General features: G+C 65.3%; 10 protein-coding genes. 5 read left to right on the forward strand and 5 right to left on the reverse strand.

Annotation, left to right across the window (positions count from 1 at the left end):
* Positions 1-2: 2 nt before the first annotated feature.
* The 3 genes from IPF49_12215 to IPF49_12225 are packed head-to-tail and all read right to left on the reverse strand — an operon-like array spanning position 3 to position 6,675.
* Positions 3-1,400, reverse strand: coding sequence for a 3-keto-5-aminohexanoate cleavage protein (locus IPF49_12215; GenBank protein ID MBK6288375.1), 1,398 nt, complete (start codon positions 1,398-1,400; stop codon positions 3-5).
* Between the two features lie 56 nt (positions 1,401-1,456).
* On the reverse strand, positions 1,457-4,894 hold the full coding sequence (locus IPF49_12220; GenBank protein ID MBK6288376.1) for a translocation/assembly module TamB domain-containing protein: 3,438 nt from the start codon (positions 4,892-4,894) through the stop codon (positions 1,457-1,459).
* Positions 4,891-6,675 (reverse strand): outer membrane protein assembly factor, encoded by a 1,785-nt coding sequence (locus tag IPF49_12225; GenBank protein ID MBK6288377.1) that lies wholly within the window; start codon positions 6,673-6,675, stop codon positions 4,891-4,893. The genes IPF49_12220 and IPF49_12225 overlap by 4 nt, the downstream gene beginning before the upstream one ends.
* A 104-nt stretch (positions 6,676-6,779) precedes the next feature.
* On the opposite strand from IPF49_12225, the gene IPF49_12230 reads away from it, so the two are divergent.
* The 4 genes from IPF49_12230 (at position 6,780) to mscL (ending at position 11,695) form a co-directional block, all read left to right on the forward strand.
* Positions 6,780-7,841 carry an agmatine deiminase family protein gene (locus IPF49_12230; protein ID MBK6288378.1) on the forward strand — a complete coding sequence of 354 codons (1,062 nt, stop codon included), beginning with the start codon at positions 6,780-6,782 and terminating at the stop codon, positions 7,839-7,841.
* Between the two features lie 29 nt (positions 7,842-7,870).
* Positions 7,871-8,758, forward strand: coding sequence for a carbon-nitrogen hydrolase (locus IPF49_12235; protein ID MBK6288379.1), 888 nt, complete (start codon positions 7,871-7,873; stop codon positions 8,756-8,758).
* 80 nt (positions 8,759-8,838) lie between these two features.
* Positions 8,839-11,181, forward strand: coding sequence for an aminotransferase class III-fold pyridoxal phosphate-dependent enzyme (locus IPF49_12240; GenBank protein MBK6288380.1), 2,343 nt, complete (start codon positions 8,839-8,841; stop codon positions 11,179-11,181).
* A 109-nt stretch (positions 11,182-11,290) separates the two neighbouring features.
* Positions 11,291-11,695, forward strand: a complete 405-nt coding sequence (mscL, locus tag IPF49_12245) for a large-conductance mechanosensitive channel protein MscL (protein MBK6288381.1) — start codon at positions 11,291-11,293, stop codon at positions 11,693-11,695.
* Between the two features lie 76 nt (positions 11,696-11,771).
* Here mscL and IPF49_12250 read toward each other — a convergent pair whose 3' ends face one another.
* Together IPF49_12250 and IPF49_12255 are read right to left on the reverse strand one after the other, a co-directional pair.
* Positions 11,772-12,293 (reverse strand): carboxymuconolactone decarboxylase family protein, encoded by a 522-nt coding sequence (locus IPF49_12250; GenBank protein MBK6288382.1) that lies wholly within the window; start codon positions 12,291-12,293, stop codon positions 11,772-11,774.
* Entirely contained in the window at positions 12,290-12,772 is a 483-nt protein-coding gene (locus IPF49_12255) for a hypothetical protein (protein ID MBK6288383.1), read from the reverse strand. The genes IPF49_12250 and IPF49_12255 overlap by 4 nt, the downstream gene beginning before the upstream one ends.
* Before the next feature lie 368 nt (positions 12,773-13,140).
* On the opposite strand from IPF49_12255, the gene IPF49_12260 reads away from it, so the two are divergent.
* Entirely contained in the window at positions 13,141-13,377 is a 237-nt protein-coding gene (locus tag IPF49_12260) for a hypothetical protein (protein MBK6288384.1), read from the forward strand.
* Positions 13,378-13,379 lie beyond the last annotated feature (2 nt).

The raw sequence follows: 13,379 nt of genomic DNA on the forward strand, positions 1-13,379 counted from the left end.
GGCTAGCCGGATGCGGCTGCGGTTATCCGCGGCAGCTCGAGCATCAGCGCGGCCTGCGCGGCGGTAGCGACCGGGCGCCCGACTTCATTGCACAATTGCACGGCGCGGCGGGTGAGTTCCACATTGTCGGGCTGCCCGCTGCCAAGATGATCTTCCAGCCCGGTGTGCAGGTGCCCGCCGCGTTCGAGCGCCAGGCGTGCGACGGGCGTCTCGAACAGGTCACCGCCCATCACCGCGACCGACCACGGCAGCTCGCAACCCGCGAGTTGCAGCATTTCCAGGTAGGCATCGAGCGCTTTTGCGGTCGGCGGCAGACCAAAGCTCACACCCTGTCCCGAGCCGAAATAACCGGCGTCGCCGCCAAAATAGAACTTGATCATGGCGCCCGGGGGCAGACGCCCGAGTCGCCAGTACACGAGCGCATTGCGCAGAAAGCCTGGCTCGTAGATCGCGAGGCTGATCCCGAGACGGTGGCGTGTGGCCTGCGCGAGTGCAGTCTCCATGTCGGCAAACGTGTTGATGTACAAAAAGCTGTCGTGGCTCGGCGCGCCGTCGGCGCCGGCCCAGCCGAGGATCATGCTTCCCGGATCCATCAGCCCGATACGCAACACCCCTGCGCCGGCGAGTATGTCGATATGCGCGAGGCGCTCGCTCATGGTGCTGCCGCCGCCGATTGTCGGGTAGAGAAGCGCATCGGGTTCGGCGGCGAGGATGGCCCGGTAGCTCTCGAAGTAACGCGCGGCCGCCTGCTCGGGCGGCAGGCCGAAATCGCCGAGCGGCGCGTGCGTATGCACGATCGAGGCGCCGGCGCGCAGACAGGCAATCGCATCGCGGGTGATCGCCTCCACGGTCACCGGGACGTGCGGGTTTCGCGCGGGCTGGGTCGCACCATTGATTGCGGTTTCGATGATCACGGGCAGCGCGGCGAACGCGCTGGCGCTCATCGTGGCACGAACACTCGTGCCCGGGTCATGCGCGGGGGCAGCAGCAGCGAAGAGTGGTGCGTCTCCCGGGGAAACTGCGCCCTGCGGGGCGCTGTCGCGGATCGCTTCCAGCTCGAGCCGCATCTCGCGCACCAGTTGGCGCGCGGCGGGTGAAGCCAGCGCCTGCTTCAGGTTGCTCTCCGCAGCAGCGCTGCTTGCGCTCCTGACGCTGAGCGGTGCATTGCCGAATACCAGCAGCGTGGCGCCGACGCTGACTATATCTCCCTCGGCGACGCACAGGCGCGCGATGTGTGCATCGCGGGGCGAGGGAATTTCCGCAACCGCCTTGTCGGTCTCGATCGAGACCAGCGCCTGGCCGGTGCTGACGGTGTCGCCGGGGGCCACATGCCACTGCACGATCTCCGCATCGCGCAGCCCGTCGGACAGCTCGGGCAGGGTGAATTCGGCTTCATTCATGGTCCTGGAACTACCTTGCATCGAGGCTCGTTGGCGCGCCCCCCGGGCAGGCGCGTTCAGCGCTCGAAAGAATACAGGAAGTCCACCGCATTCTCGACGCCGGAAATGCCCTCCACGAAAACCTGGCGCGCAAGCCGGTAACGCAATCTGAAGGTGTTGACCTTGTCGAATGTCGACACGCCGTAGCGGAACTGGATGTCCGAGGTGAGATAACCGCTGAGATGCACCTCGGTTCCGCCCTCGACCTTGCGCGCATCGATCTGGAAGTCCTCGATCCCGAATTGGTGCATGAGGCCGCCGGTCAGCTTGCTGGTGCCCGAGAGGCCCATCTGCATCATCACGCTCGCGACCGCGAGGTCCGTGTCGGTGTTCTCCGCGGGTGCGCGCCCGGTCAGCAGGTAATAAAGCGCCCGGTTTTCCTCCATGGGCGGTGACGAGAACACCCGTACATCGGGATTGCGCGCATCGCCGCGTACCCGCACCCCGACGCGTATCGGCTCGTCCTCGATCGTGCGCTCCGCGGTGATGCGCAGGTCGGGGCGACTCAGCGTGTCGCGGAAGATGAAGCGACCCTCGGTGATCTCCAGGGTCTGTCCGTAGGCGCTGTAGCGGCCATCGACGATGCTGATCTCGCCGCGTCCCTGGAAGCTGTCACCGGGCTGTTTGCGCAGCTCGATCGAGCCACCCAGGCGCGCATCGGCACCCAGGCCGCGAAACTGCACCTGGTCGCCGAGGTGAAGCCGCAGGTCGAGCGCATAATCGAAACCCGCGGCGGGTGCTTCGGCACCGACGATCACCGTGTCCGGCGATACGCTGACTGCCGTCTCGGGCAAACGCTCGAGGTGGATGTCCGCCTGCGGGATCGATACTTCACCGGTCACCGTGGCCAGATCGGGCCCGAGTGCAATATGCACATCGGGCGCGAGCGTCAGCTTGCTGCCGGGTATGGGTTCCAGCAGCAGGCGCTCGGCTTGCAGGTGCAGGTTCGCGGCCCAGTCCTCGTCGAGCCACAACACCGTGCCATCGATGGTGCCGTTGCCGGCGACAGTTTCGAAGTGCCCCTGGAGCTGTGCTTCGGCACCGCCGAAATCGACTTTCAGCGCATAGCTGTCGACCGCGGCAGGAAGACTCTCGTGAGCGAAGCGTCCGTCACGCAGTTCGATGTAGCCGGACAGGCGCGGGTCGACCAATGGACCCTCGACATCGATCACGCCCTCGAGCATGCCGGCGGCATCCACTACTCCGGGCATCACGAAAAAGAAGGGTGCGACATCGATTGCGCGCAGATCGATATGCCCTTTCAGGGTCCCCGCGGCGCCCGGTTGCCTCATCGTGATGGCGCCGCTGCAGCGGCCCGACTCGCCGATGCCGAACTGCCAGTCGAGTTGCGCGCGATCGCCATTGCCGTTCAGCGTTGCCGAAAGATCGCTGATCGCCAGGGGCAACTCGCTGCCCGCCGCCAGTGCCGTGATGGAAAGTGCGTGGGCAGAAAGCTCCCCGTCCATGACAGTTTCAGCATCGGGTTCGCGCCGGGCGGCAAGGCGCAGATCGAAGGTGCCCTCGGCCTGCAGCTCCGCGGGCATCCATGAATCCGGCAGATCCAGCGGCAGCGCTGCGGCGTGCAACGCAACGCCGCGAAACGTGCCGGGCTCGAATACCGCGTTCTCCTCGCTGCACAGGGAAGAGGTTCCGCTGCGCAGGCAGAACGGGGCGATGGCGAGTGCGGTTTTCGCCTGGCGCCAGTTCATCGCGATCTCGTGATCCAGGGTCCAGCGCGTGGTACCGATCACCGGATCGAGCTGCAAGCGGCTGCAGCGCCCCTGCCAGTCGCGGGTTGCCTGGCGCGCGCCCCGGCATTCGAGTTCGAGCTTCCCTGCGGAGCTGTTCGCGCTCAGCCGCAGGGTGTGCGCGGAGTCCGTTCCATCGGCGCGGATCGCGAGTGTCTCGATGTCGAGACCTGCGGCGTGCGCATCGTGCAGCGTGAGCTTCAGGCTGCCGGCCTGCGCCGGCCAACCCGGCGACGACGCGTTGACTTCGACCACCGCGGCATCCATGCCCTCGTATGAAAGCCGCTCCATCCGCAGCGTGCCAAGCAATCGCGGCTCGGCCGCGGTCCCGGAGATTGCCAGGCTTCCGCCGCCGCTCCCCGTTGCACCGCTCAGCGTCTGCGCCAGATCGCCGATTTCGAGCGTGCCCTCGAGCGCGACTCGCTCGCCATATTCGCCGTTGATCCGCAGCGTGTTGATGCCGCTCCCGATCAGCACGTCCTCGAAGCGCCAGCGCCCCGCAGCCAGTGTCTGCACGCGACCGGCGATGGTGGCCGGGAAGCCGTTGACGCTGCCCGCGAGCCGGGCAGCGATCGATACCAGCGGTGACGGGCTACCGAGCGTGCCGACGATTTGCGCGTGGCCACTCAATTTGCATTGCACGGCGGGCGACCAGCCCGGCGCGCAGAAATCGCTCAGGCTGGTTTCGATATCGAACGCCAGTGTCGCGTCCGTGCCGAGCGTTCCGCTCACCGTGAGTTCTCCGGCCTCGCCGTCGAGCACAACCCGCTTCAGCTGCAGCACCCCGGAGCTCCAGCTCGCCTGTCCGCGCAGGGCATTTTCGCCGAGTGTCGGCGAGTGCAGGCTGGCGTCCAGCGTGGCGTCGATAGTATCCAGCGTTCCGCGCAGCGCAAGCTCGCCTTCGCCGAGCGTGAAGAAACCATCGCCGTCGGCGGCGAGTTGCAGCGGCGCCCGGTTTTGCACCTCGACTTCGAGTGCAATCGGGGTTGCCAGCGGGGCGATCCAGCCCGTGGCATTCGCGACGTAATCACCGTCGCTTTGAGCGCTGAATTCGAGCCTGGCGAGATCGCCGTGTGCGTCGAGATCCGCGCCGAGCGCGTCTCCCCGGCTGAGGCGAGCGCGGGCATCGATCGGCAGCTGATCGCGCAGATCGATGCGACCCTCGATCACGGCATGAATCCCGTCGTGGCTTGCCGCGAGGCGCCCCGCGCTCAGCACACTGCCCTCGAGCGCTCCCTGCAGTTCGATATCCCCAAGCTGCAGCAGTTGCTGGTCGCCGCGCCATATGCCGAGTGAACCGAGTGTTCCTTGTTGCAGTTCTATCGCCAGCGGCAGCGCCAGCGGCGCGAGCGCAAACGGCCCGTCGTCAGCCGCGGCGCTGGCGGTGTGTATCTCCACTGCGCCGATTCGCAGGGTGTCGAAACACACGGTGCGGCGGCGCAGACAGAGCGGGTCGAGCTCCCAGGCAACATCGAGCAGCACGATCTGCAGCTCGCCATCGCGCCAGGCGATGCGGTCGAATCGGCCGTGCAGCAGGTTGCCGTCCCGGTGCTCGAGCAGCAGTCGCGGATCCAGGCGGTTGATCAGTTCTGCCAGCAGGGCAGTAGCGCGCGACGTCGAGCCGAGGCTGATGAGCAGCGCTGCCAGGCCGGCGAACAGGGCGAGCGCCAGCAGTGCGCGGCGTGCCGTGACGGAAAGCGCCTTCATAACGGTGGCCCCATGCTGATATGCAGCTTGAAGCCGGAATTCTCGCGATCCTGGACCGGCATCGCGATATCGACGCGTATCTGTCCGACCGGCGACAACCAGCGCACGCCGATACCGGCGCTCTGGTAGAACTTGTCGTGCTTTTCGTTGAACGCGCTGCCGCCGTCCACAAACGCGGCAATGCGCCAGGTGGGCAGCACGCGACGCGATATTTCCATGCTGCCGACGCTCAGGTAGCGGCCACCCGTCAGCTTGCCGTTGGCATCGCGCGGGCCGATTGATTCGATGTCGTAGCCGCGAATGCTGTTGTCACCGCCCGCGGCAAAGCGCAGCGATGCGGGAACCTGGTTGAAGCCGTCGGTCCAGATGGCGCCGAGTTCCACGCGACTGAGCAGCGTGGTGTTGTTGTCGGGTAGCTTGAACAGCCACTTGGCGCTGCCGCGCCAGCGGGTGAAATCGGCCGAGGCCCCGAGTTCGCGGGTGCTGAAGTCGAACGAACTCCAGTAACTGTAGCCGCTCATCGGGTCGATGCCCGGGTCCAGCCGGGTGCGGCTGATGCTGGTTGCCGGGAGCAGGTAGGCGACATCCTTCTCGGTCTCGCTGCCAACCGTGTAACGCTCGAACTCGGCGCTCACGCCGTAGTTGTAGGACCAGTCGCCAAACAGCTTCAGGGCATGGCGAATCCCCATGGTGGCTACCTTCGAGTCGGTGTCCTCGATGCGCTTTCCCTGCAGACCCGAGGTGAGCTCCAGGATGTCGTCCAGCGGGTCATGATGCGGTATGCGGTAGATGCCCTCTACCGTCTGGCGCGGTTCCGAGATTTCCGACTCGATGCTGAGCGAGTGCCCGGCGCTGTTGATGAGCGGGGTGTGGCGGTTGAAACGCAGCCGCAGGTCGGAATCGGTGCTGAAGCCCGCGCCCACATCGTAGCGCGTGGTGCTGTTGTCCTGTGCGAGCACGATAACCCGCGCCTTCGCCTCGGGCTCGCGCTCGACCTTCAGCACCAACTCGCGGAAATACCCGGTATCACGCAGACGCCGCTCGAAACGCGCGACCAGCTCGCGGTCGAACGGATCGCCCGCTTGAAACCCGGCCAGCATGGCGAGCAATGCGGTATCCACCTGTGTGCCGCTGATACGGGTCTCGGCAAAGGAATAGCGCGGGCCGGGCTCCAGATGCAGGCGTGCCTGGGCCTCGAGCCGGGCCGCATCGACCCGCAGCTCCGACAGCGTGTAGCGGGCCTCGAAAAACCCGAGTCTGCGGCTGGTCTGCAACAGCTCGTCGCGAAAATCGTCGTAGCGCTCGTGCAACAGCGGCTTGCCGGCGCCGACTGGGGCTTCGCGAACCATTTTTGCGATCGCGGGGTGCGTATCCGCCGGGGTCCCGACCTGTATGTCGGGAGGGATGAACAGCACCCGTGGTCCTCGCTCGACGGTGATCGTGAGCAAGCCGTTCTCCCGCTTCAGGGAGTATTGCGCGGCGTAGTAGCCGAAAGGCTGCAGCGCGTTGTGCAACGCCTTGTCGATCATTCGCCGACTACGCAATGTATCCCGTGAAAGTTCGTCACCCAGCGCGCCAAGGTGGATGCGCAGGTTCTGCGCGGCGCCGCGTGTCAGACCCTTGATCTTCAACTGCGGCGGCTCGGCCACCGCCGCCGCAGCAAGCGCCAGCATCGCGCACAGCAACGCCACGCCGCGCAGCTCACGCAGGCGGGTGGCAATTTTCTGGCTGAAAGGCGTGTCCAACGGGGCGGTCGTATCCGGTGCGTGATGCCGGTTCATCGTACCATCGCCGGCTCCGCGAAATAACGGACAGCTGCGGCAGCGAAAACGTGATTCGTTTACACTTCGGCGCCGCGCCAAACCAGTCACCACCAGGAGATGCCGTGAACAGCAGCGAGAACTCCGCAGCGCGTCGCCTGCCCGCGGAGTGGGAGCCCCAGGACGGCGTGCTGCTGACCTGGCCCCACGACCAGAGCGACTGGCGGCCCTTCCTGGCCGAAGTCGAACCGGTCTATGTCGAGATTGCCCGTGCCGTCTGTGCGCGCGAGCGCCTGCTGGTGTGTGTGCGCGATGCGCAGCACCGCGAGCATGTACAGGCGCTGCTGGATGCGGGCGGCGTGGCGTCGGCGCGGGTGCAGCTGTGCATTGCCGGTTCGAATGACAGCTGGGCGCGCGATCATGGACCGATCACGGTGTTCGACGAAGGCTCGCCGCGCCTGCTCGATTTCCGCTTCAACGGATGGGGCGGGAAGTACGAGGCGGCGCTGGATGACCGGATCAGCGCCACCCTTGCGGCCGCGGGCAGCTTCGGGAGCACGCCGCTCGATGCCATCGATTTCGTGCTCGAGGGCGGCGCCATCGAGTCCGATGGCGCCGGCGTGCTGCTGACCACTGCCACCTGCCTGCTCGCGCCGGGTCGCAATCCGGCCTTCTCGCGCGCACAGATCGAGCAGCGCCTGGGCGAGCTGTTCGGGCTGCAGCGGGTATTGTGGCTGGAGCACGGCTTCCTGGAAGGCGACGACACCGACAGCCATATCGACACCCTGGCGCGCTTCTGCGATCCGGGAACCATTGCCTACGTGCGTTGCGACGATCCACACGATGCCCATCATCCGGCGCTGGCGGCCATGGAACAGGAATTGATGGCCTTGCGCGATCAACGCGGCGCGCCCTATCGGCTGGTGCCACTGCCGTGGCCGGCCGCGAAGCGTAACGTCGAGGGCAAACGTCTGCCGGCCACCTATGCCAATTTCCTGCTGATCAACGGCGCCGTGCTGGTGCCGAGCTACCGTGACGCCGCGGACCAGGCGGCACTCGCGCAGATCGCGCACTGCTTTCCCGGGCGCGACATCATCGCGATCGATTGTCTGCCGTTGATCCGGCAATACGGTTCGCTGCACTGCATCACGATGCAGTTGCCGGCGGGCGTTCTGGCGCCGCTATAATCCAGCGTCCATTTGTCCGGAGGACCGCCATGAACCGCCTGCTGAACGTGGCGTGCATCCAGCACGCGTGCGGCGATGACCGCGAAGCCAACCTCGAGACCAGCGCAGCCATGCTGCGCAGCGCGGCCGGTGCGGGCGCGCAGCTGGTGTTGTTGCAGGAGCTGCATACCGGTCCGTATTTCTGCCAGGTAGAGGACGTGGCCTGTTTCGATCGTGCCGAACCGGTGCCCGGTCCGAGTTGCGAGTATTTCGGAGCGCTGGCTCGCGAGCTCGGCATCGTGCTGGTGGCCTCGCTGTTCGAGCGGCGTGCCCCCGGCCTGTATCACAACACGGCCGTGGTCTTCGAGCGCGATGGCAGCATCGCGGGCCGCTATCGCAAGATGCACATTCCCGATGATCCGGCGTACTACGAGAAATTCTATTTCACGCCGGGCGATATCGGATTCACCCCGATCCGGACCTCGCTCGGCAAGCTCGGGGTGCTGGTGTGCTGGGATCAGTGGTACCCGGAAGCCGCGCGGCTGATGGCGCTGGCCGGCGCCGATCTGCTTCTCTACCCCACCGCCATCGGCTGGGATCCACGCGACACGACCGAGGAAAAGACCCGTCAGCGCGATGCCTGGGTCACGGTGCAGCGCGCGCACGCGGTGGCCAATGGCATCCCGGTGGTGGTGTGCAACCGCATCGGGTTCGAGCCTGACCCTTCAGGTCACAATCCGGGACTGGAGTTCTGGGGCCACAGTTTCGTCGCGGGTCCCCAGGGCGAGATGCTGGCAACGGCCGGGACCGGAAGCGCCGAAGTGCTGCATGCCGCGATCGATCCGGGGCGCAGCGAGCAGGTGCGGCGGATCTGGCCGTTTCTGCGCGACCGCCGCATCGATGCCTACCAGGACCTGGTGTTGCGTTATCGCGACTGAGTCGGCGCGGCGCCCCGCGGACTCTATACCATGCAGGATTCTGTTCGAGAACGCCGGCCGTTACCAGAAGGATGGACACCGTGAAAGGTCTGAGTGCGGAAGACCTGAATTTCAACCCGCCGCGGTTTGCGGTCGATCGCCTGCGGGCATTTGCCGGTGAATATTTCGGAGTGTCGGGGACGCTGGAGGCGCTCGACGGGGAGCGGGACCAGAATCATTGCCTGGTCACTGCCGAGGGCAAGTGTTTCGTGCTGAAGGTCTCCGCTATCGGGGAGGATCCCGCCGCGGTCGATTTCCAGGTCGGGGCGCTGCTGCATCTCGCGCAGTTTGCGCCGGCACTGCCGGTGCCGCGGGTGATCGCCTCGCTGCGCGGAAATCCCGTCGAATGGCTGGAAGGAGAGGATGGCGCGCGGCACATGGTGCGCCTGCTGTCGTGGTTGCCGGGGATCCCGTTCAGCCGTGGAGCGGCGCTGACGCCGCTCGCGTTTCGCAATATCGCCGCGTTCCAGGCGCAGCTTGCGCGCGGCTTGCGCGGCTATTTCCATCCGAACGCCCGGCATTTCGTCGCCTGGGACATTCAGCGCGCGCTGATTCTCGACCCGGGGCTGCAGACGCATGTGCAGCCCGATGCATTGGCCTTGTGCGCCGATTTTCTGCGTCATGCCGAGCACGAAATGCTGCCACGGCTGAAAACCCTGCGCGCGCAGGTGGTGCATGCGGATGGACATACCGGCAACGTGCTGCGCGAGAACGCCGCCGCGGAAGAGGTTGTCGGAGTCATCGATTTCGGCGATATGGTGCACGCACCGGTGGTGCAGGATATCGCGGTGGTGATCGCGAGTTTCACGCGCCTCGCCGACATGTCGATCGCCAATGCCGTTACCCAGATCGAAGCCTACAACGCCGTGCTGCCGCTGGAGGACGAGGAAATCGAATTGCTCCACGACGCGGTGCTGTTGCGCATGGTGACCGCCCTGTTCATGTACGACTTTCGTCTCGGCGCCACCCATGAGCCGCCAGGCTGGCTTGCCGAAGAGCGGCCCGACATCATCGTCGCATTGCGCAAGTTCCTGGCGCTCGATCGCGCCGAGGTCACGGCGGCTTACCGTGCTGCCTGCGGCCGGGTGACGTTGCGGCCGATCGCGTCGAGCGCGGAATTGCGAGCCCGGCGCGAGAAAGTCATGGGGCCCAGCTACAGTCTGTTCTACCGCGAACCCGTGCACCTGGTGCGCGGCGAAGGGGTATGGCTGTTCGATGCGCAGGGCCGGCGCTATCTCGATTGCTACAACAACGTGGCCTCCGTCGGCCATTGTCATCCGCATGTCGTGGCGGCGCTGGCGCGCCAGGCCGCGACCCTCAACACCCATACCCGCTATCTGCACGAGGCGGTGGTCGAGTATGCCGAGCGCCTGACCGCCACGATGCCGACCGAACTCAGCGTCTGTCTGCTGGTATGCACCGGCACGGAAGCCAACGACCTGGCGATCCGGATCGCGCGTACCGTGAGCGGCCACAATGGCGTGATCGTCTCCGACGATGCCTACCACGGAAACTCCAACGTGGTTGCCGCGACTTCGACCTGCATGTACCCGCGCGCGGAGCAGCCGTCATGGATCGCCACGATCCCGGCACCGGACGGGTTTCGGGGCCAGTATCGCTATGGCACACCACAGCTCGGCATCAGGTATGCCGACTGCATCGATACCGCGATCGAAAGCCTGCAGGCGCGAGGCCAGGGCGCCGCGGCGTTCCTGTGCGACACCATCTTCGATTCCAACGGCACCATCCTGCCGCCGGAAGGATTTCTTGCGCGCACCGCGGCCAGGATCCGCGCGGCCGGCGGCCTGCTGATTGCCGACGAGGTGCAGTCGGGCTTCTACCGAACCGGCGAGCGGATGTGGTGCTTCGATTATTCCGGCGTGGTGCCCGATATCGTGACCCTTGGCAAGCCGATCGGCGCCGGACACCCGCTGGCGGCGGTGATCACCACGCCGGCGATAGCCGCGGCGTTCGCGGCGAAATTTTCATATTTCAATACTTTTGGAGGAAACCCGGTATCCGCGGTCGTCGGCATGGCGGTGCTCGATGTGCTGGCGCGTGAGAATACCCAGCAGAACGTGATTGCCGCGGGCCAAAGCCTGCACCTCGGGCTCGAGCGGCTGCGGAAAAAGTACCCGCTGATCGGGGACCTGCGCGGCAAGGGCCTGTTCTGGGGACTCGACCTGGTCAAGGATTCCGTCACCCGCGAGCCGGCCGTGGAGCAGGCGGATCGACTGGTCGATCTGCTGCGCGACGAGGGATGCCTGATCGGGCGCACCGGTGCCCACGAGAACGTGGTGAAGATACGCCCGCCGCTGGTGTTTTCACCGGCCAATGCGGAGCAGTTGCTCGATACTCTCGATCGCTGCATCGGGCGATTGTGAACTGCGCGGGGAGCCGGTATCGACTCGCAAGCGCTGCCGCGGGTGGTGTATCCTCGCGTCGCGTGGCCATGGCCGCACCATAACCAACTATCGCGACAGGAACCATAAAATGAGCTTTATCTCCGAGTTCAAGCAGTTCGCCATGAAGGGCAACGTGGTCGATATGGCTGTCGGTATCATCATCGGCGCCGCGTTCGGCAAGATCGTGTCGTCGTTCGTCGGCGATCTGATCATGCCGTCGCTGGGTTTGATGATCGGTGGCGTCGATTTCACCTCGCTCGCGATCACGCTCAAGCAGGCGAGCGACGGCGTGGAGGCAGTCACGCTCAACTATGGCAAGTTCATCCAGACCGTGTTCGATTTCACCATTGTCGCATTTGCGATATTCGTGGCGATCAAGGGCATGAACAAGCTGAAGAAGGCCGAGGAGGCCGCGCCCGCGGCGCCGCCGGCGCCGAGCGCGGAACAGGTCCTGCTGACCGAAATCCGTGATCTGCTGAAAGAGCGTCCCTGATCGCAAACGGTCCGGACGCGGCGGCAAATGCCTTGTCCGGACATGTTCCGACGCAACCGTCCGCGATGGCGCATGACTACGCCGGTGGCAGCGGTATTTCCGTTACCGGCATGCTTTCCGGCATGCCACCCAGGCTGACAGCGCACTTCGAGGTGGCATTGAAGGCGGCAATCGAAATCGCCATATGGCAGATCTGCTCGGCCGAAAAATGTGTCTGCAGCCGGACCACCAGCTGTGGATCGATGCTCCCGGGGCTGCGCAGATAGACGTCGGCGAAAGCGAGCACGAGTTTTTCGATTTCCGACAGATCGCTGGTGTCGAAATCGTCCTCGATGCGCGCAACTTTTTCTTCGGTCAGGCCATCCTGGCGCGCCACGTCATAGCGCACGTTGCGGCAGAACACGCAGTTTACCGTGCGTGCGTTGCGTAGCCTGAGCATCTCGAGAAACGCCGAACGCACGCTGTTGCGCCGCCAGACGCTGTCGTTCAGTTGCACGATCGGGTCGAGCGTCTCGGGCACCAGGCCAAAACTGCTGTCGCGGATCAAGTTGCCGGTATTGGTGCCGGGCGTTCCCGCCCGCGGCCGCGAACCGCTCATGACAACGCTCCGTGAGCGGGTGTGCCGGCGGTGTGCAGAGTGCTGAATATCAGCGCCAGCCGGATGCGTCCATCGATGAACCCCAGCGCTTCGATAAGACACATGAGTCCCGCTTCGCCAAAATGTTCTTTCACCGCGTCCGCCAGATCGTCACTGATCGCGGCCGGGTCCTGGGCATAGATCTCGGTGAACTCCAGAACCGCACGCTCCGCGGGGCTGAACTGCGGGTCCCTGAAATAGTTGCCGGTGAGCAGTGAGTCTGCTTTTCCCGGGTCGAGGCCGGTATCGCGACGCAGTTCGAGTTCGGCCGGGGCCTGGTGAAACCGTGCAAGACGCAGGCGACACAATTCGAGCAGTTGCGAGGAGAGGTGAGGCTGCATCCACAGCGCATCCCAGACAGCCTCGTACGCCTCCGTTATGCGGCCACCCGCCGCGAGGGCGCTCGGCAATGTTTGGGTGTTCAGTGCGCTGACATTCATGCGGCTCAGGACCAGGACGCGGTTCGGCCACGTTAGCCGCACCCGCCTGCGAGGTCAATCACACGATGGTGCCGCGGGATCCGGTTGCGCAACTCACCCGGCAACTGGACATGAAGCGGTTCCAGCGTGCGACGGTTGACCCGCAGGCCGCTTCGGCGTATACCTTGTCGTGCTCGTGCAATCGGGCGCGCAGGACGCTCCATCGAGAGCGCCAGGACGGGTCATACCCATGCTGTCGAGGCCGCCAAGTGAAATCGGCGGCCTCGTTTTATTGTCGATCCAGTCTGTAGTTCATCGCTCCACGCAGTGATTCGCAGGCGCGCCGGGCAGCGCGGATCGACGTTCCGGAATCGGTGGTGAGTGTTCGCATGTCATATCTGCCCTGCATTGAAATCGAGCCCGAACTCGCGGCGCGCGCCACGGTGATCCATCACGGCAGCCGCGATCCGATGGTCGCCGAAGAGCTCGGTCACCAGGCGCACAGCACCCTGCTCGCGATGGGCTACCAGGCGCAGTACCGGGCGTATCGCATGGAGCACAATGTGTGCGCCGAGCAGATCCCGGATATTTCACGATGGCTGCAGCGCGTGCTGTCAGCGGCCTGAGG

Source organism: Gammaproteobacteria bacterium, from assembly GCA_016705365.1.
In the GTDB taxonomy this organism is placed as follows: Bacteria; Pseudomonadota; Gammaproteobacteria; order Pseudomonadales; family UBA5518; genus UBA5518.

Bases quoted from the DNA above. Each gene is read 5' to 3' on its own strand.
- IPF49_12215 (MBK6288375.1), bottom strand. From the start codon at position 1,400: ATGAATGAAGCCGAATTCACCCTGCCCGAGCTGTCCGACGGGCTGCGC.
- IPF49_12255 (MBK6288383.1), bottom strand. From the start codon at position 12,772: ATGAATGTCAGCGCACTGAACACCCAAACATTGCCGAGCGCCCTCGCG.
- IPF49_12225 (MBK6288377.1), bottom strand. From the start codon at position 6,675: ATGAACCGGCATCACGCACCGGATACGACCGCCCCGTTGGACACGCCT.
- mscL (MBK6288381.1), top strand. From the start codon at position 11,291: ATGAGCTTTATCTCCGAGTTCAAGCAGTTCGCCATGAAGGGCAACGTG.
- IPF49_12260 (MBK6288384.1), top strand. From the start codon at position 13,141: ATGTCATATCTGCCCTGCATTGAAATCGAGCCCGAACTCGCGGCGCGC.
- IPF49_12220 (MBK6288376.1), bottom strand. From the start codon at position 4,894: ATGAAGGCGCTTTCCGTCACGGCACGCCGCGCACTGCTGGCGCTCGCC.
- IPF49_12235 (MBK6288379.1), top strand. From the start codon at position 7,871: ATGAACCGCCTGCTGAACGTGGCGTGCATCCAGCACGCGTGCGGCGAT.
- IPF49_12250 (MBK6288382.1), bottom strand. From the start codon at position 12,293: ATGAGCGGTTCGCGGCCGCGGGCGGGAACGCCCGGCACCAATACCGGC.